The organism is Bartonella sp. AC158YNML (assembly GCF_042196725.1).
GTDB lineage: Bacteria > Pseudomonadota > Alphaproteobacteria > Rhizobiales > Rhizobiaceae > Bartonella.
Genome location: NZ_JBHIQU010000008.1, coordinates 23,921 through 42,248 on the forward strand (window position 1 = coordinate 23,921; position 18,328 = coordinate 42,248).

Sequence of the window (18,328 nt, forward strand, 5' to 3'; positions counted from 1 at the left end):
TTTTTTCAAAGATCTCGCGTCAAAAATGGATTGTGATATTCTTAGTAACCTTTTATTTGTATCAATAAAGTATTTGGGGTGTATTGAAGAGGTATTTTTTACATGAGATTTGTGAAGAGTATCATTTTTATGATGCTATGGCTTCATGTAAGAGGATGACGTTTTCATTTTCTCCTTCTCTTTCTCTTTCTGGTGATTTGATTGTTAAACCACTGGCTTTTAAGAATCGAGAGAAACGGCCGTCTCTCTCGATTAATTCTTGAAAGCTTCCTTTTTCAATTAAATGACCATGTTCTAGAAAGAGTACTACATCAGCATTGCGTACTGTTGAGAGGCGATGTGCTATAATGAAAGTGGTGCGATTATGGCTTATGCAATCAAGGGCATTTTTGACACGTGCTTCTGTTTCAACATCAAGAGCGCTTGTTGCTTCATCTAGAATGAGAATAGGGGCATTTTTTAAAACAGCGCGTGCAATTGCTAGTCGCTGTTTTTCTCCACCTGATAATTGAGATCCTCGTTCGCCCACCATTGTGTTATAATAATCAGCTTTTTTTAGAATAAAATCGTGAGCTTCTGCTATTTTTGCTGCTTCATAAAGTTCTTCATTCGTTGCGCTCGCTTTTCCTATTGAAATATTGTCATGAATAGTACGGTTGAAAAGACCTGAGTCTTGAAATACTGTTGCTAGAGATTTGCGTAAAGATTCGCGATTGATCGAGCATATATTTATTCCATCAATGGAGATATGCCCAAAGGTAGGGTCGTATACGCGCTGCAACAGATTGATCAACGTTGTTTTTCCAGCTCCTGTTGGTCCTACAATCGCAACAGTTTGTCCTGCTTTAACCTCAAAAGAAATATCAAAAACACCTTGAGAAGAATTTGGAAATTTATAGGTCACGTGATGAAATTGTATGGTGCCTTTAACATTTTGGAGGGAGGGAAGATTCTGCGGTTCGTTGATACGAAAGGTTGAGTCTTCCATTTCAAAAAACTCTTGCAGTTTTGCTTGTGAGGATATTGCACAATGAATAAAATTGCTCATTTGGTCTAGGCGGCTAATCATGAGTTGTGCAAATCCAACAAAAGCAACGACGTCACCTACTCGTAGTTGACTTTTTGCAACAAAAAAAGCTCCAAGGAGAAGAACACAAACGATTGAAATCGTTGAAGCCATTCGATTTAAGCCACTGGCGAGCGCCCACCAATTGAGAACAGGATTTTGTGCTTTAAGCAGAGCATTTGTATGTTGGTGCAGTATGAAAGTTTCTTCTTTTATTCGGTTATAACTTTGTACAATGGAAACATTAGAGATTGAATCACTGACATGTTTAAAAAGGTTATGATGATAGCATTCTACAGCGGCTTGTCCGTCTTTTGTTTTTCGCATCACTAAACGTGCAATTAATACATAGATGATGGCAAGCACAACCAAGACTATTGAAAGGCGCCAATTCATATTAAAGGCTATGGGGATGAGAACCAATAAGGCGACAAGCGTTGAGAGATGTTGTCGCATAAAATCAAGCCATATGGTTGACATGGAATCTATAGCGCGCAAAAGTGTATGGAGTGCGTTAGATGTTCCGCGTTGTTGATGCCAAATTAACGGCATGGCAATGATACGTTCGAAAGATTCTGTTAAAACCGTTAAGCGACGTCTATGGGCTAAGCGGTCTGCACCGCGAGCAACAAGGACATAAGCGATAATATGTGAAAGTCCAAAACAAACCCAAATGGCAAGAGTAGAGATGATACCTGCTTTTTCTGTAATAGAATCGATAACCCGTCCAAATAAAATAGGTTCTGCAATGGTGATAATCGCTAACATAACATTAGCGGTACAGATTAAAAGGGATGCATTTTTTTCTCTGTTTAGGTAAGTGAGAACACGTGCATAGGTTTTGAATAAGGACACTGTTAATTATCTCCATTCGCTGTTAAGCGTAAAGGCTATTGATTTTTTTATAACGCTTAATTTTTAGCTAATAAAATTTGGACGTTAAGAAAAGGCAATTTTGGATACTAACTGTAATATGGTGTGATAAAGCCAACTAAAATATGAATTTTTGTGTTTATATTTGTGCTTATAAAGGCGCAAAAATAGATCAATAAAATTATCAGGCAAGGGAACTTTCATGGCAGGCGTAGAAATAAAAAAAGTTGAGGCAGATGAAAATGGAATGCGCTTAGATCGCTGGTTTAAAGTGCATTATCCAGGACTTGGTTTTGGAGTCTTGCAAAAACTGTTGCGTTCTGGTCAGATACGGGTTGATGGTGGACGTGTTAAAGCCGATACGCGTCTTTGTATGGGACAGGCTGTCCGTATTCCACCTCTCCCTATTAATGACAAAGAAAATCTTTCAATAACGGATAAAACACTTCATGGGCAGGATGATGGGACCGTTTTGAAAAAAATGCTGCTTTATGAAGATCCAAAGGTATTTGTTTTTAATAAACCAGCTGGGTTGGCTGTACAAGGAGGCTCTGGTTTAACACGTCATATGGATAGTATGCTTGAGGTATGGCGCAATAAAAAAGGTGAAAAGCCGCGTTTGGTTCATCGTCTTGATCGTGAGACGTCGGGTGTGCTTATTGTTGCGCGATCAAGGGGAGCTGCTCAGTCCTTAACAGCTGCTTTTAGAGCGCGAGAAACAAAAAAGACTTATTGGGCGTTGGTTCGGGGCGTACCTAAAAAAAAGCAGGATAAAATTTCAACGTGGATGGTTAAGGAAATGACTGCACAAGGTGACAAAATGCGTGTTTGTGAACATGGGGAGCCAGATTCACATCATGCGGTTTCCTACTATCGCGTTTTAGATACGCGAGGGCGGGCTCTTTCGTGGCTTGAAATGGAACCCTATACAGGGAGAACACATCAGCTTCGTGTTCATGCTGCCCATATGGATCATCCTATCATTGGCGATTCAAAATATTTTTTTTCTGATAGTAATTGGACATTACCAGGAGGAATTCAAAATCGTCTTCATCTTCATGCACGTCGTATTCGTATTCCTCATCCTTCAGGAGGAATATTGGACATTGTTGCACCTTTACCACCTCATATGGTTCAAAGTTTCAATCTTTTGTCTTTTAATGAGAGTGATGCTGAAACAGAGTAAAAAAGCTTCGTTTATCCTTTTTGATTGGTAAAAATTTTGTCTATAAATTTGATGAGATGGATAGGGCTTCATTTGAAGAGAGCTTTAGTAATCGCTATGAGAAAATGGTGTTTTTGAGTGATGAATTTTGAAATATCATAAATTTTCTTTCTACAGTTCTTTATCCATATTGATTGTATTATTATCTCTAGATAAGGTGTATCGTTTAATAATCTGAGTTGATGAAGCTGCTCCTTTGAATTTATCTGTAGGGCTGTATATTGGGGAGGCGTGTCTGTTGAGGAAGATGAATGAGATAAAATCTGAAGGATATTTGCTGAAATGTGTAAAGGCGCTTTTTAATTTTTCATGGGAGATAAAGGAGGCATTTTATAGTAATGCTGAGGAAAAGTAGCCTCTCAAAAAAATCCTGTTGTTAAGGAGGTTTGTTTTGTTATCAATGTGATTTGATATACTTATGATAGATTTACTATTTGTACCTTTGCTTACACCATGAAGATTTATTAACAAAGCTCTCCTTTCGATGATCAATTATTTTTCTACTTACTTTATTTATCTGAATTTGTTCGAAAGATTTTCTTTCGTAAAAGAAGAAACAACTTTTAGCATTCTTAATGCTTTATTTCAGTGAATGCATCAGATTGAAGAAATATGCTATACCAAAAATTGGAGATTAAAGCTTTAGGTGCGTTTATTGCTCTTTAGGAGGGGGAGAACATGGTCGTTTTTTCCAGTGAAAAAACAGATATTCAAAGATTATGGGAACATTCCAAGAGGGGATAAGTTGAAATGAGGAGTGACTGATGGGATCATTATTGATTGACGTTAATAACGTCTCAAAAATATACCGTAGCATGGACAGAGGAACTTCTTTCAAAAACAGAGTGCTTTCTCTCTTTAAGCCAGTATATACGAATTATCACGTGCTGAAAGATATCAGTTTTACCCTTTTTTCAGGACAATCTCTTGCTATCCTTGGAGCTAACGGGGCAGGTAAATCAACACTGATTAAAATACTTGCTGGTATACAATTCGTTGATAAGGGAAGTGTTAAAGTCTTGGGATTTAATCCGTATAAAACCAAGAAAGATCTGTTTAGACAGTTGGGTGTGGTCTTTGGTCATAAGAGTTGTTTATGGTGGGATTTACCTCTACGTTACAGTTTGGATATGGTGCAACCCTTATATGGTATTGAACGAACCTCTTTTATCCGCGACCTTAAAGAGATTGCAGAGTTGCTTGGTATTGCGCATATCATGGACAAGCCAGTGCGAATGCTGAGTTTGGGTGAGAGAGTCAAAAGTGAATTGGCATTTAATTTATCTTTTAGACCTAAATTATTGTTCCTAGATGAACCAACTATTGGTCTTGATATTACTTCTAAGCATGAAATTAGGGAGCTACTTACAAAACTTAAAAGAGAGCGAGGGATGGGATACATCATCACAAGTCATGATATGGGGGATATTGATGGTTACGTTGATGATATTCTTCTCTTGCATAAAGGAAACAAACACTTTTACGGTGATATTGATGCATTTAAAAATATGCTTCCTTCTTTGGTGAAAGTGACATTTTTTTGTGAACACTTGCAGGCGCTTTATGCTGTTGTAAAGAGAATGGATGAACTTTCGTTAAAATTGTCCGCTCCTTTAAAAAATAAAAAACTGAACAATGAAGAATGTTCATTGGAAATTTCGTTACCTCGTGGAGATTATTCGCATTTCATACGGGAAATGACAACTAAATTCAACTGTACGTTTTCTGTGTCCACTCCCTCATTTGAGGAGATGCTCCGTGTTAAATTTAAAGAATTTATTTAATTATTGTTTTGGCATGTTTTTTTATGCAAGGAATGGATTACTCTCTATTCTAAGTGATAGAGCCATGTTTTTTACTGATATTGTCATTGGGACACTTTCGCCATTTATTATTCAACTTCTATTATGGAATGCACTTTTCTCTGATATGGGAAACACCATAAATGGCTTTAGCTTTCATGATATGATGTATTATTATGCTTTTGCTTTAGTCTTAGGACGTTTAAATAATGGTTATAATGTGATTAAGTTTTTTTCTCATCATGTTAGGGAAGGTCAATTAGAAGTCTATCTCACAAAACCCTTTAGTTATATGACACAAATACTTTTTACTTTTTTAGGAGAGAGTGTATTATATTGCATTCCGTTATTGGCTCTTTTTGTTGCAAAGCTTGTTTTATCCTATGAAAATATTCTGGGATTGGTCATCTCTTTTCTGTTCTTTTTTCTCATGGTTATTCTATCACAATTGCTTTGTTTTTTACTCTCTTTCGGGATTGCCTTATTAAGTTTTTGGGTGATTGAGTACAATATATTACTCTCTTTCAGTATTCTCAGTTCAACGCTTCTTGGGGGTGTTCTTTTACCACCATCTTTTTGGCCGGTGTGGCTTATTCCACTCATGCAATTTAATCCTTATCGTTTCATGATATCAGCTCCTGCCGAGTTTTTCGCGACGCAAAATTTAGCGTTGTTTCAGCAGTTTTTTTTCGGAAGTTTTGCTTATATTTTGTGTCTTTTATGCTTAATTCATATTGCTTGGAATAAAGGAATGAAGATGTATTATGGAGCGGGCGGTTGAGATGAAAATAATCCTTCATTTTATCAGCCTGAATATCTGCCGACAGATTGTTTATGGTAAGAATTTGGCTGGGGAGTTTATTCTTTCTCTATGCTATTATTTTATTCAATTCATATTTATTGATAGAATATCTTCTTTTTCAGGAAAGATTGGTAACTATAGCAGAGATGAAATTCATTTTATCTTTGTTGTCTTTGTTTTACTTGGGATATTTTTGAATATTTTTACTCATTCTATTGAAACGTTTTTTGAAAAAGTAGCAGATGGTAAAATTGAACCCTACTTGATAAAGCCTGTTTCAATCTGGTTGTTGATGTTGTTTGGTTGGTGCAAACCACTTAATCTGATAAAGCTATTTGTTCTTTATGTTAGTGCCTATTTGTTCGTATCATTACCGGATATGTATGATCTTAAGCTCAGATGGATCTCTTTTATTGTTGCAATATTTTGTGTTTTTATCGTCAATATTTGTTTTTTCATGATGTTTAATTTTGTGACATTTATTATTAGCCGTAAGATGCCTGTCGAATATTTTCATGAAATGATTTACGAGCTTTCATTTGTACCAATAGGAATTTATCCCTCAAGCATTGTAAAATGGCTTTTGTTTATGCTTCCCATGGCTTTTTCTGCTTCTTTTCCTGTATCCCTGTTACTTGGTAAAGGCGAATGGAATATTGGATATCTTCTGTCGAGCACTTTTCTTTCTATAGTCATGACTTTCATAATCTATAAGAAAACAATTATTAAATTTAATGGATTAGGGGGATGATATAAAAATCATCATGATTATAAAAATAAAAAATTGAGTGAATAATTCTATTATAGCGTAGATTATCGTTATTTATGCTGGTGGTATAGGGCATGTAAAATTTACACATGAGGATTTTTATTAGACATATTCATGCATAAAATCAGTTGTATTTCTATAGCTATGAGCAAAGAATTTACAATAAAAATCAGAGAATTAAATTTCTTGGTTTTAGATTAGTTTGAGTTTAGATGGCTGCTTGATGACACAAGCCAATGGTAAGATGGTGTACAATATTAGTAGTGTTTTCTCATCTGAGCAAAATTTATTTTTGTTACGTTTATAATGCTAAAAAATTGTCAAAGATGGGTAATTTTTATATGTGCAAAATGTGGTTATTCGTGCGGATTTTGTTGGTACATTCAATATATTATTACGTGGATGAGTTTTTGCTTAAACAATAAGAAAATTGACAGAATAAAGCTTTTAAGTTGCCCGATAGAAAGCTAAGAGCTTCGCCAAACAACATGATAGCAATTATCAAGACAACAATCACATAGAGATTTTTCAGCATGCTGAGCAGTCAAAATTCAGTTAATAATTGCTTGGAAATAAAAGGATCCACTAAGCAAAGCGGGCAAAAACGATTGTAATGCAACTGAGTTCAATAACATAATTAAATATATTTATTTGTTGTACTGGTAAACTAAGAGAATTATACTTGATTTTATTGTTAATTTCTTATTTTATGTTATGATTTTATTTAATAGAAATATATTTATTATGTAATATTTTAGTGTTATTATAAATATTATTATTTAATTAGAAATATACAATTTAAACACATACAATATAAACATAATATATTTATATTATTTTAAATGGGTTATTTTAAACAGTAATTAAATAAGATATTATTTTGTAAAAAATTATTTTCTATTTTTTTAATATTAATAAGCTCATTTTTCAATTTTTCTTAACAATGATAAGAGAAAAATGGAGTTTTACATCCTCTTTTACAATAAATAAAAATGATATTTTAATCTGGTGTTGTTCTCTAAGCTTAGAGCTATACAGATGTTATTGCTTATCATTAATAAAACTAATGTGATTGATGGCGTAGAGATTACAAAGGGCTAATTTTTTTTGCATGTAATTCATATTTTTTACAAGACTTTAAAAATAACACAGAAAAAATGAGAGAGGAAGGAATAGTGAACAAGAGTGATAAGCTTTTTCATTTTCTAGTGTTATGATTACTTTTGTATTTTATGGTTCATTCATTGTATGTATGATTAATTCCAAAATTTTTATTTTAAGCTTATAGTGAATCTATATTTTAGTCTGTTATTGAAGTGTTGTCGTGATTGAGATTAAAATATCACAGTAGTGAACACTCTGATTTAATAGAGAAGATTGTTTGCTAGCAAATAATCTATCCATATCAACGTTATTTAAATTTTTTTCCAAAATATATATCTATGCTAATTTTCGTGATTGATATCTTTTCTAAGATGAAAAGGGGCATGAGCTGATTTGAATATCCATAAATTTTTCGTATTAACTCAAAAAATATACGATCACATCATTTTACGGCTATTCTAGATTATCATTTTGATAAACTGAAGAATTATAACGATTAGCATTACAAAAGGTTTGTGCAAAAATGCTTTTATTGGACATTATTAAATTTTTTATGATTTATATTTTTAATCATTTTATCTTGGTTAGAAAGAAGGTGTATTCATTTTTATTCCTCTATTTTATCTTAAAGTTGTGGAATTATATTAATGTTAGAAAGTTATAATTGTGGAAGACAATGAACTTTATTAAAATTATTCCACGTTTTTGTAGAAACGTATGGCTGTGAAATCGTTGAAATGTGTAATAGCTTATGGCATTAGATTTGGCGCATTCACCAAAGTTATCCCTTATCTTACTTAATTTAGCTTTTTCAATCAAAGAATTAAGCTGGTGCTTACGCTAATTGTAGCTGGGGCAAATATTTTTTCTTAATCTATACTAAGGAAAAATTATTTTATAAAAATATTACGTGCAAATAAAAAACAACATATTGATATTTTTTATATTGTAAAATAATAATAATAGTTATGATAATAAAGCAAAATTTATAATAAAAACAATAAAATAACTTTATTTTAATATATTTTTATCATTAAATTACACATTATAAATTACAAATAAAATAATTGACAATTCTTAAATAAGCATGTAACGGATATATTATAAGTGTAATATAATATAAAAATAATAATTTAAATAAAATTATTAATTAAATTTTGTATTATATTTTTATTGTAAGAAGATAAATATACTTTATTGATAGATAACGGAATGTTTTCTATTTAGAGGGGCGGTAAAGAAAATTTATTTTATTAAATTATTGTAATTAGGTGGTTATGATGAAAATATTCAAGCATTGTATAGTATGTTTTGTTGCAGTAGCGATTTTCTTTTCACAGATTTTAAGAGCCAATGCTGATTCTTTAAATGATAGATTTCAAAATGCTGGTTTTATTTCTGTAATGACACAAGAAAATAGAGTTATTAAAGCTGTTGGTATGATTATTAGCCAGTTTGGAGGACAAGGGGCTGAGAAAAATGTCCAAAAAGTTGCGGGTTTAATGGGGATGGAGACAGCGATTTTTGCTTTAATCGCATATTTTGTATATTTCTTTACTAGAAAGCCGCCGAGTCCTAACAGAGAGACAGGTGGAAGAACATTCGATGCTTTTGCTCATAGTTCATGGGCTTTGAATTAAAAGATATTATCCTTGATAAACTTTGAATTATTTTGTTATTGAATGTTTTATATTAAATAAATCGTGATATTTAATCACGGTTTATTTATTTTTTTTAATCTTAATGACATTGATAAGTTTATCCTTTTATATCATTAAGATATTGTTTTGTGGATGCCAGTATATGGTGCATTAAATTCAGCTAATCAGTTGCTTTTTAAATTTACTTAAATTTTTTCCTCTTCAAAATGCGCATTTTAGCTAAGTTTGTGGTTGATATTTTTTTATGATGAAAACGCGAATGCATTAATTGAGATATCCATAAACTTTGTATATCAACTCAAAAAATACAAGGTCACACAATCTTACGACTATTTGTGGGTTTTATGTTGATGAACTGAATAAGTATAGCGATGCGTCTTACAAATATTTGCAAAAATGCTTTTATTGGAATCTTTTAATCTCTTTGTGGTTTACAATTCATTTTATCATTTTATCTTAAGCAAAGAGAATGTGAATTCATTTCTATTTCTCTATTTTATCTGAGAAGGGTGGAGTTATACGAATGTCAAAAAAAGTCATGATCGTGGAAGATAATGAGCTTAATATGAAGTTATTTCGCGATCTTGTAGAAGCGAGTGGTTATGAAACCGTTGAAACGCGTAATGGTCTTATGGCATTAGATTTGGCGCGTTCATCAATGCCATCTCTTATCCTTGTGGATATCCAGTTGCCAGAGGTCTCTGGAATAGATGTTATTAAACAATTAAAAGAAGATGAAGAACTTCGATCAATCCCCGTTGTTGCTGTAACAGCTTTTGCTATGAAAGGCGATGAGGAGCGAATTCGTGCCAGTGGATGTGAAGAATATATGTCAAAGCCTATTTCTGTCCCTCATTTTATCACAATGGTAAAGCATTTCTTGGACTAAAGCTTGTTAAGTGGTGATAGAAAAAGCATTGAAAAGCTTATAAGATTGTTAAAGTTGTCGCGTAAATATTTTTGTGCTTCAGCACGTGGATATATTACAAGTTAGTAAAACAGATTTTAAAAATTGAAACTGAAGTTTTGAATTCTTTCGGTCTATTTTTCTTGCCTTTTATCTTAAGAGAAGGGATTGTTTTGCATTCTTGTTTTTTCTAATCGGTATAGATTTGTTCCTACATTCATCTAAAAGTTTGTTTTAGTAGGGGAAAAAGCCCCGTTTTTGTCCGAGGCTTTATGCATTGCAAAAATTGAAATTAACGCTTTGAGAATTGGAAAGAACGACGTGCTTTTGCTTTACCGTACTTTTTACGTTCAACAACACGGCTATCACGGGTAAGAAACCCACCTTTTTTCAAGATTGAGCGAAGTTCTGGTTCGTAATAGGTTAAAGCTTTGGAAATGCCATGGCGCACTGCACCGGCTTGTCCGGAAAGACCACCGCCTGCGACGGTTGCAATAATATCAAATTGGGTATCCCTATTTGTTGCAACAATTGGTTGACGAAGAATCATTCTAAGAACAGGACGAGCAAAATATTTGTCAAATTCCTTATTGTTGATCGTGATTTTTCCAGAACCTGGTTTAATCCATACACGTGCAACAGCGTCTTTACGCTTTCCTGTTGCGTAAGCACGTCCTTGTGAATCAAGCTTTTGCACGTGAACAGAAACAACATTTTCATGTGTTTCTGTAATACTTGTTACTATGCTAAGCTCAGAAAGAGAATTAATTTCAGCCATAATCAAGCAATCCTTTTGTTTTTGCGGTTTAAAGCACCAACGTCAAGAGATTCAGGCTGTTGTGCTTCATGTGGATGTTGGTTTCCAGCATAAACACGCAGATTCTTCAATTGACGGCGACCAAGAGGCCCACGAGGAATCATACGTTCTACCGCTTTTTCAATAACGCGTTCGGGAAAACGCCCCTCAAGAAGTTGACGTGCTGTACGTTGTTTTATTCCACCAATATAGCCGGTATGCCAATAATATTTTTTATCCGTATATTTTTTGCCAGTGAGAGCTATTTTATCTGCATTAATGACAATAACGTTGTCACCATCATCAACATGTGGAGTAAATGTAGCTTTATGTTTGCCACGTAAGCGGTTCGCAACAAATGTGGCAAGACGACCTAAAACAAGGTTTTCTGCGTCAATAATAACCCATTTTTTCACCACTTCAGTTGGCTTTTGTGAAAAAGTTGCCATAGAAGTATCCTTTATTAGAACCCTTTTAATATAAGGGAATTTTTACTGTTTTGCGTTGAAAATTGTTACCATAGCGAAATATTTAACGCATACTACTTGCTCTGATATAATGTCTTTTGATTGACGTCAAGAGAAAATAAAAACTTTATAAAACAGCGTGTTATGAGAGCGGTATTATAATACCACATTAAAGAAGTTTGTGGATCATTTAAATTTAAAATGAATGTTGCAAAAGACTATTTTATCTTTAACGCATGATTGTATTTTATCGTTCTTCATTATAAAATAAGTAATAATGCAGTGGTCTCGTTATTTTCTCAATGTTGAATCTTCTGCTTGTGGTCAAGCTTGGTTAGATGCCCTTGATGTTCAAGGGATAAATAATGCGCGCGCTATTTCTCAAAAATTTGGTTTTCCAGATCAGCTAGCTCGAGTACTTTCAGCAAGAGATGTGGATGAAGCTGAGGCTGTTGCTTTTATTAATCCAACATTGCGTACGCTTATGCCTGATCCAGAAAGTTTTAGGGATATGCAATGCGCTGCAGAGCGTATTGTTAAGGCTCTTCTCAATCAAGAACAGGTTGCTGTGTTTGGAGATTATGATGTTGATGGTGCTTGTTCATCGGCACTCATAGCGCGTTTTTTTCGTTATTTTGGTATTGAAGTCAAAATTTATATTCCTGATCGTATTGTTGAAGGCTATGGTCCGAATGAACAAGCAATGAGGATGCTTGTGCAAGAAGGCGCTCGGTTAATTATCACTGTTGATTGTGGCGCAAACAGTCCAGATGCCGTAAAAGCAGCTAGGCTTGCTGGGGCTGATGTTGTGATTTTAGATCATCATCAAATGTCAGAGATTCATCAAGAAGCTATTGCTCTTGTCAATCCTAATCGTCCTGATGATTTTTCTGAACAGGGTCATTTATGTGCAGCGGGTGTTGTCTTTGTTACATTAGCTTGGGTTCATCATTTACTGCGGAAAAAACAATTCAAAGGGAAACTGCCTGATCTTCTCAGTATGCTTGATCTTGTTGCATTGGCAACCATATGTGATGTTGTTCCGTTACAGGGGGTTAACCGTGCTTTTGTGATAAAAGGGCTGCAAGTTGCTCGTTCTATGCATAATCTAGGAATAACAGCTTTAACAAAGGTTGCACGAATAGGGGAGCCGCTTAATAGTTTTCATTTAGGTTTTTTATTAGGTCCTAGAATTAATGCAGGAGGGCGCATTGGTGATCAAGCTTTGGGAGCACGTTTGCTTAGTTGTGAGAATAAAGATGAAGCGGACAGAATAGCAGAACAATTAGATCGGCTTAATCAAGAACGCCAAGAAATGGAGAACATTCAATTAGCACAAGCGGAATCTTATATTACTTCTCTTTATCAAGATCAAGAAATACCATTGTCGCTTGTAATTTCTCATAAAGAATGGCATCCGGGAATTATTGGTATTCTTGCTTCCCGTCTCAAAGAGCGTTTTTTTTGTCCTGTTTTTGCTATTGCTTTGAAAGAAGATGGAAATGGCGTAGGGTCGGGACGCTCAATTAATGGTATAGATTTAGGAGCACTCGTTCGTGAAGCTGTTACATTAAATTTATTAGAAAAAGGAGGGGGACACAGTATGGCAGCAGGAATTACAATTCAATCAACAAAAATTGAAATTTTTCGAAAATGGCTAGAAGAAAAAGTTTCTTTAATGGTTTCACAGTTGCGTGCAAAAAAATCTCTTAGTATAGATGGTTCTCTTTCTGCTTCCGGTGTTAATGAAGCGCTGTTTGAATTGCTTGAAAAAGCAGGGCCATTTGGGGCAGGGAATGCAACACCTGTTTTTGTTCTTCCCTCTCATCGACTGGTGAATCTATCTGAAGTTGGTAAAGGACATCTTCGCCTCATTGTATCTAATGTTGAAGGAAAAAAACTACAAGGAATAGCTTTTCGTGCTGTAGGGACATCACTTGGTGATTTTCTTTTTGAAAATATTGGTGAAATGATTCATTTAGCTGGTCATCTTAGTTTGAATTATTGGAATGGAACGATCAATCCGCAACTGCGCGTGATTGACGCAGCCGCAGTGGTTTGAAAGGGATATTTTTTATATTAGATGTCTAGATTAGAAGCAAAAGTAGAGTTTTCTTGTATGAAACGAAATCGTGCTTCTGGTTTTGTTCCCATGAGACTTTCTACAGTCTTTTTCGTTTCTTGTATTTCCACGGCATCAATAGAAACACGAAGCAATGTACGTTTTTGAGGATGCATAGTCGTTTCTTTAAGTTGTTCTGCGCGCATTTCACCCAGCCCTTTAAAACGCCCGATTTCGATTTTAGCTTTTCCAGTAAATTCAGTTTTGAGCAATTCATCCTTATGAATGTCGTCACGAGCATAAGCAACTTTTCCTCCTTGCGATATTCTATAAAGGGGAGGGACGGCAAGATATAAATGTCCCTGATGAATAAGGTCAGGCATTTCTTGAAAGAAGAAGGTAATGAGCAGTGACGCAATATGAGCACCATCAACATCAGCATCTGTCATGATGATAATACGTTCATATCTGAGATCTTTTTCACGATACTTGGAGCGTGTTCCACATCCAAGAGCAAGGATAAGATCGCTAATTGTTTGGCTTGAGTTCATTTTTTCATGTGCAGCACTAGCGACATTTAAGATTTTACCACGAAGAGGTAAAATTGCTTGGTTTGCTCTATTTCTTGCTTGTTTAGCAGATCCTCCTGCAGAATCCCCTTCAACAATGAATAGTTCAGCACCCAAAGCATGGTTCTGGCTACAATCTGCAAGTTTACCGGGCAGACGTAATTTACGGACAGCAGTTTTTCGACTTATTTCTCTATCTTGGCGTCGTCTAACACGTTCTTCAGCACGTTCGATAACCCAATCGAGAAGTTTTGTTGCTTCTTGTGGGGAATTTGCTAACCAATGATCAAAAGGATCGCGGATTGCATTCTCAACGATACGCTGTGCTTCAATGGTTGCTAATCGATCTTTTGTTTGTCCAACAAATTCAGGGTTACTGATAAAGACTGAAAGTATTGCGGCTGTTGAAATCATAATATCGTCAGACGTAATAATTGCTGCGCGCTTGTTTCCTATTAACTCAGCGTAGGATTTCAATCCACGCAAAAGAGCTTGGCGTAATCCTATTTCGTGTGTTCCGCCTTCTCCTGTAGGAATCGTATTGCAGTAAGATTGCACACAAGAATCACCACCATGCCAAGCGATCGCCCATTCAACGCAGCCATGGCCGTTATTTTGTTGTGTTTTGCCAGAAAAAATTTCTGACGTTACTCGATATTCATCTTTTAGTGACGCAAGTAAATAGTCTTTAAGCCCATCGGGAAAATGAAAAACAGCTTTTTCAGGAATATTTTTTGTGCCTTCAAGTATGACGGGATCACAACACCAGCGAATTTTTACGCCACCAAAAAGATAGGCTTTGGAGCATGTCATCTTATAGATTTTTTCTGGATCAAAAGCTGCTTTTTCACCAAAAATTTCATGATCAGGATGAAAACGAACGCGCGTACCACGACGATTATAAACATCTCCCAGATCTTCCAATCCAGATTGAGGAATACCGCGTGAGAAACGTTGGCGGTACAGTTTTCGTTCTCGTGCAACTTCAACTTCCATATCATCAGAAAGAGCATTGACGACAGAAATTCCTACTCCATGAAGTCCACCAGCAGTTTGATAAGCTTTTCCATCAAATTTTCCGCCTGAGTGGAGTTGTGTCATAATAACTTCAAGAGTAGATTTCTCGGGCATTTGAGGATGATTTTCGACAGGAATACCGCGTCCATTATCTGTAACGGTTATATAACCGTTCCTATCTAATGAGACTTCAATAGAATCTGCATAACCCGCAACAGCTTCATCCATCGCGTTATCAATAATTTCGGCAAATAAATGATGAAGTGCTTTACTGTCTGTTCCACCAATATACATTCCAGGGCGTAAACGTACGGGCTCTAACCCCTCAAGTACTCGAATAGAGAGAGCATTATAGTCATCTTCTTGCATATCTTTCGCACTTTTTTTTGAAATCACCGCTTTTGATTTCATTGGAGACTGCAGAGTGCTTTCTTTTGTATTTACCCGAGATTGGGCTTTATTTAAAACACTAAAAAGATCCTTGTTGTTATCGCTCATAGCGTTTAACTATCCACCTCATAAAATATTTATTAAAATAAATTTTATGCCTGTTTTTTATTTAAAAATCAATGCACTTAGGAAACATCAATTGTTGGACCAAAAATTTCTTCAAAAGCGTGTTTGAGAGCGATATCAATATCATACATTGTTACAGAGTACCCTAGATCAAGAAAGCTTGTTACACCATGGTTTGTAATTCCACAAGGAACAATTCCTGAATAATGGGCTAAATTAGGATTAACATTGATAGAAACTCCATGAAAGCTTATCCATTTGCGCACTCGAATGCCAATAGCTGCAATTTTATTTTCAGAAGAAAGATCATTTTGTTTTGATGGGCAATGAGGCTGTTTAATCCAGACACCAACGCGATCTTCTCGTCGTTCGCCTTTAATATTAAAATTTGCAAGCATCTGTATGATCCATTCTTCTAATGCACTAATGAAAGCACGAATGTCTTGTTTTCGGCGTTTAAGATCAAGCATGATATAAGCAATACGTTGTCCTGGACCGTGATATGTAAATTCACCTCCACGTCCTGCTTCATAAACAGGGAATAAATGGGGTGCTAAAAGATCTTTTTTGTTGGCACTCGTCCCCGCTGTATAAAGGGAAGGGTGTTCAAGAAGCCAAACTTGTTCATGTGCGGTTTTTGCAAGAATTTTTTCTACACGTTCTTGCATATAACGCAGAGCTTCAGGATACTCAACTAGATGATCACTTATCTTCCATTCAACTGGTGGATTGCCTAGAATTGCATTAAAATGATGTGATAAGTGATTACGATCCGTATGTTTCAATTCAAATGTCATTAGTAATATTTATCTTGATGTTTGAGTTTATATTGTAATCAGAAAAATAAAAAAAGAATAAAATTAAGAGATAGTTTATAAGAAGTGCAATGAATTTTATAAAAAAATCGTTATATGCTCGTTTTACCATCTTCCTGTTGCACCGCCACCACCTGATGATCCACCACCACCCCTAAATCCCCCTCCACCTCGAGGACCTCCGAACTTTCCACCAGGATATCTGCCACCGGCACTTAAGTTAAGAAACCAAGGTGTGAAGATAATCCCCATCCAAAGATACTTTTGTGGGCCTACTTTTTTACCAAAAATCATTGCAAGAATGGGCAAACCAACGACTATAAAGAGAATGAAAAACATGATTGTATTGATAATCATTTCTTCTTTTTCAGCTTGTTTACGTTGTTCTTCAACAGCTTTAGCTTTTTGATTGATTCGAAAAGAAAAATCAGCATCACTTTGTGTGATTACTTTGATAATTGCATGAACCGCTTCGACAATCCCTTTTTGATAATTTCCTTCACGAAAATTAGGAATCATGAAGCTATTAATGATGACAGAAGAAATGGCATCTGTTAGTTCTCCTTCCAGACCGTAGCCTACTTCGATACGTGCTGTGCGTTCATTTGGTGCAATGACCAATAATACACCATTATTGATCTTCTTTTGGCCTAATCCCCATGTACGAAAAAGAGAATTGCTGTATGTTTCTATATCATTGCCCGAAAGAGTAGGGAGTGTGACAAGAACAATTTGATCTCCCGTTTTCTCTTCGAGTGCTGCCAGTTTTTTTATCAAGTCTTCCTTGGTTGCATTATCGAGCAAATGAGCTACATCATTAACATACCCTGTTAAATGAGGAAATTTTATTTGCGAACAAGCGATACTTCCCAATGCAGCAACTAAATACAGAGAGCAGATAAAAGCCCATAATTTTGGAAATACAATACGTTGCAAAGAGTATCGAAATAGTTTCATTAATTAAAATTAACCTTTGGTGTTTGTTGGCTATCTGTATCGATGGTAAAAGTTGGCATGGGTTTAGCATCGCGAAACCATAACTTTGCCCAAATCATCGTCGGCATTGTTTTGAGTGCAGTATTGTAGGCACGTACTGTTTCAATATAATCGCGGCGCGCAACGGAAATACGGTTTTCTGTTCCTTCTAATTGTGACTGAAGAGCAAGAAAGTTTTGGTTTGCTTTAAGATCCGGATAGTTTTCAACAACAGCCATAAGCCGCGAAAGTGCACTTGATAAGTTTGCTTGATTTTTGAGATATTGCTGCATAATTTCTGGATTATTCAACATATCTGCATTAATATTGACTTGCGTTGCTTTAGCACGTGCTTCAATTACATTTGTGAAAACGCTTTGTTCATGAGCTGCGTAAGCTTTAACTGTTTCTACAAGATTAGGGATGAGGTCTGTACGACGTTGATATTGATTGAGCACTTCACTCCATGCGGCGTGTGCTTTTTCTTCATTTGTTGGTATCGCATTGAATCCGCAACCACTTAAAAATGGCACTAACCATACCAAAAAAATAATAATTGAAAATCGTTTTAATATTCTAAACATTGAAGAAGTTTGTACATTTAACATAAAGATGTCTCCACAGATATTTTATGTATTATATAGAGTCTTTTTTCTTGGTGGAAAGTATTTTGAAATTTATAAACAGGCGTATTTATCAATAAATTGATATCTCTATGCGTTTTAGGTACGCTTAAGTGACTTGTTGATATTAAAATAATAATAGTAATATAGATGTCATCTTATAAAAGATCAATAATATTTATATCAATTATTATTACAGAAAATTATATTATTTTCGTAGGAGTTTTGGATTTCGCAACGTGCAGATAATAATTGGAAAAGAGAAAAATGTAAGGATCA

Annotated in this window: 15 protein-coding genes; 7 read left to right on the plus strand and 8 right to left on the minus strand. The window is 35.1% G+C overall.

Features of this window, described 5'->3' with window-relative positions; genetic code table 11:
• Positions 1-127 precede the first annotated feature (127 nt).
• Positions 128-1,921 (minus strand): glucan ABC transporter ATP-binding protein/ permease, encoded by a 1,794-nt coding sequence (locus tag ACFIM1_RS05835; protein WP_375608631.1) that lies wholly within the window; start codon positions 1,919-1,921, stop codon positions 128-130.
• A gap of 220 nt (positions 1,922-2,141) precedes the next feature.
• Between ACFIM1_RS05835 and ACFIM1_RS05840 the strand changes: the two genes are divergently transcribed.
• From ACFIM1_RS05840 to ACFIM1_RS05865, 6 genes are all read left to right on the plus strand, one after another.
• On the plus strand, positions 2,142-3,125 hold the full coding sequence (locus ACFIM1_RS05840) for an RluA family pseudouridine synthase (RefSeq protein ID WP_375608632.1): 984 nt from the start codon (positions 2,142-2,144) through the stop codon (positions 3,123-3,125).
• 803 nt (positions 3,126-3,928) lie between these two features.
• Entirely contained in the window at positions 3,929-4,948 is a 1,020-nt protein-coding gene (locus ACFIM1_RS05845) for an ATP-binding cassette domain-containing protein (RefSeq protein ID WP_375606698.1), read from the plus strand.
• Between the two features lie 64 nt (positions 4,949-5,012).
• Complete coding sequence (locus ACFIM1_RS05850; protein WP_375608633.1) at positions 5,013-5,747, plus strand: ABC-2 family transporter protein; 735 nt, start codon at positions 5,013-5,015, stop codon at positions 5,745-5,747.
• Positions 5,731-6,519 (plus strand): ABC-2 family transporter protein, encoded by a 789-nt coding sequence (locus tag ACFIM1_RS05855; protein WP_375608634.1) that lies wholly within the window; start codon positions 5,731-5,733, stop codon positions 6,517-6,519. Before ACFIM1_RS05850 ends, ACFIM1_RS05855 begins: the two co-directional genes overlap by 17 nt.
• Before the next feature lie 2,402 nt (positions 6,520-8,921).
• Positions 8,922-9,281 carry a hypothetical protein gene (locus ACFIM1_RS05860; RefSeq protein ID WP_375606730.1) on the plus strand — a complete coding sequence of 120 codons (360 nt, stop codon included), beginning with the start codon at positions 8,922-8,924 and terminating at the stop codon, positions 9,279-9,281.
• Positions 9,282-9,825: 544 nt separating this feature from the next.
• Positions 9,826-10,191 carry a response regulator gene (locus ACFIM1_RS05865; RefSeq protein WP_273724078.1) on the plus strand — a complete coding sequence of 122 codons (366 nt, stop codon included), beginning with the start codon at positions 9,826-9,828 and terminating at the stop codon, positions 10,189-10,191.
• A 78-nt stretch (positions 10,192-10,269) separates the two neighbouring features.
• On the opposite strand, the gene ACFIM1_RS05870 is transcribed toward ACFIM1_RS05865, so the two are convergent.
• The 3 genes from ACFIM1_RS05870 to rplM all read right to left on the minus strand — a co-directional run bounded on the left by ACFIM1_RS05870 (position 10,270) and on the right by rplM (position 11,454).
• On the minus strand, positions 10,270-10,347 hold the full coding sequence (locus ACFIM1_RS05870) for a hypothetical protein (RefSeq protein WP_375606729.1): 78 nt from the start codon (positions 10,345-10,347) through the stop codon (positions 10,270-10,272).
• 154 nt (positions 10,348-10,501) lie between these two features.
• On the minus strand, positions 10,502-10,987 hold the full coding sequence (rpsI, locus tag ACFIM1_RS05875) for a 30S ribosomal protein S9 (protein ID WP_375606695.1): 486 nt from the start codon (positions 10,985-10,987) through the stop codon (positions 10,502-10,504).
• 2 nt (positions 10,988-10,989) lie between these two features.
• Positions 10,990-11,454, minus strand: a complete 465-nt coding sequence (rplM, locus tag ACFIM1_RS05880; RefSeq protein ID WP_375606694.1) for a 50S ribosomal protein L13 — start codon at positions 11,452-11,454, stop codon at positions 10,990-10,992.
• A gap of 295 nt (positions 11,455-11,749) precedes the next feature.
• Here rplM and recJ point away from each other — a divergent pair, with 295 nt between their 5' ends.
• Complete coding sequence (recJ, locus tag ACFIM1_RS05885) at positions 11,750-13,534, plus strand: single-stranded-DNA-specific exonuclease RecJ (protein WP_375609452.1); 1,785 nt, start codon at positions 11,750-11,752, stop codon at positions 13,532-13,534.
• A gap of 17 nt (positions 13,535-13,551) precedes the next feature.
• Here the strand turns inward: recJ and parE are convergent, their stop codons facing one another.
• The 4 genes from parE to ACFIM1_RS05905 form a co-directional block, all read right to left on the minus strand.
• Entirely contained in the window at positions 13,552-15,618 is a 2,067-nt protein-coding gene (gene parE / locus ACFIM1_RS05890; RefSeq protein ID WP_375606692.1) for a DNA topoisomerase IV subunit B, read from the minus strand.
• A 77-nt stretch (positions 15,619-15,695) separates the two neighbouring features.
• Positions 15,696-16,433 (minus strand): lipoyl(octanoyl) transferase LipB, encoded by a 738-nt coding sequence (gene lipB, locus ACFIM1_RS05895; protein WP_375606691.1) that lies wholly within the window; start codon positions 16,431-16,433, stop codon positions 15,696-15,698.
• A 123-nt stretch (positions 16,434-16,556) separates the two neighbouring features.
• Positions 16,557-17,408: a TPM domain-containing protein gene (locus ACFIM1_RS05900; RefSeq protein WP_375606690.1), complete on the minus strand. Its 852-nt coding sequence runs from the start codon at positions 17,406-17,408 to the stop codon at positions 16,557-16,559.
• Positions 17,408-18,034, minus strand: coding sequence for a LemA family protein (locus ACFIM1_RS05905; protein WP_375606689.1), 627 nt, complete (start codon positions 18,032-18,034; stop codon positions 17,408-17,410). The genes ACFIM1_RS05900 and ACFIM1_RS05905 overlap by 1 nt, the downstream gene beginning before the upstream one ends.
• Positions 18,035-18,328 lie beyond the last annotated feature (294 nt).

Excerpts from the sequence above, each read along its gene's own strand:
- ACFIM1_RS05840 (WP_375608632.1), top strand. The coding sequence starts at position 2,142 with ATGGCAGGCGTAGAAATAAAAAAAGTTGAGGCAGATGAAAATGGAATG.
- ACFIM1_RS05845 (WP_375606698.1), top strand. The coding sequence starts at position 3,929 with ATGGGATCATTATTGATTGACGTTAATAACGTCTCAAAAATATACCGT.
- ACFIM1_RS05850 (WP_375608633.1), top strand. The coding sequence starts at position 5,013 with ATGTTTTTTACTGATATTGTCATTGGGACACTTTCGCCATTTATTATT.
- ACFIM1_RS05855 (WP_375608634.1), top strand. The coding sequence starts at position 5,731 with ATGGAGCGGGCGGTTGAGATGAAAATAATCCTTCATTTTATCAGCCTG.
- ACFIM1_RS05860 (WP_375606730.1), top strand. The coding sequence starts at position 8,922 with ATGAAAATATTCAAGCATTGTATAGTATGTTTTGTTGCAGTAGCGATT.
- ACFIM1_RS05865 (WP_273724078.1), top strand. The coding sequence starts at position 9,826 with ATGTCAAAAAAAGTCATGATCGTGGAAGATAATGAGCTTAATATGAAG.
- rpsI (WP_375606695.1), bottom strand. The coding sequence starts at position 10,987 with ATGGCTGAAATTAATTCTCTTTCTGAGCTTAGCATAGTAACAAGTATT.
- rplM (WP_375606694.1), bottom strand. The coding sequence starts at position 11,454 with ATGGCAACTTTTTCACAAAAGCCAACTGAAGTGGTGAAAAAATGGGTT.
- recJ (WP_375609452.1), top strand. The coding sequence starts at position 11,750 with ATGCAGTGGTCTCGTTATTTTCTCAATGTTGAATCTTCTGCTTGTGGT.
- parE (WP_375606692.1), bottom strand. The coding sequence starts at position 15,618 with ATGAGCGATAACAACAAGGATCTTTTTAGTGTTTTAAATAAAGCCCAA.
- lipB (WP_375606691.1), bottom strand. The coding sequence starts at position 16,433 with ATGACATTTGAATTGAAACATACGGATCGTAATCACTTATCACATCAT.
- ACFIM1_RS05900 (WP_375606690.1), bottom strand. The coding sequence starts at position 17,408 with ATGAAACTATTTCGATACTCTTTGCAACGTATTGTATTTCCAAAATTA.
- ACFIM1_RS05905 (WP_375606689.1), bottom strand. The coding sequence starts at position 18,034 with ATGTTAAATGTACAAACTTCTTCAATGTTTAGAATATTAAAACGATTT.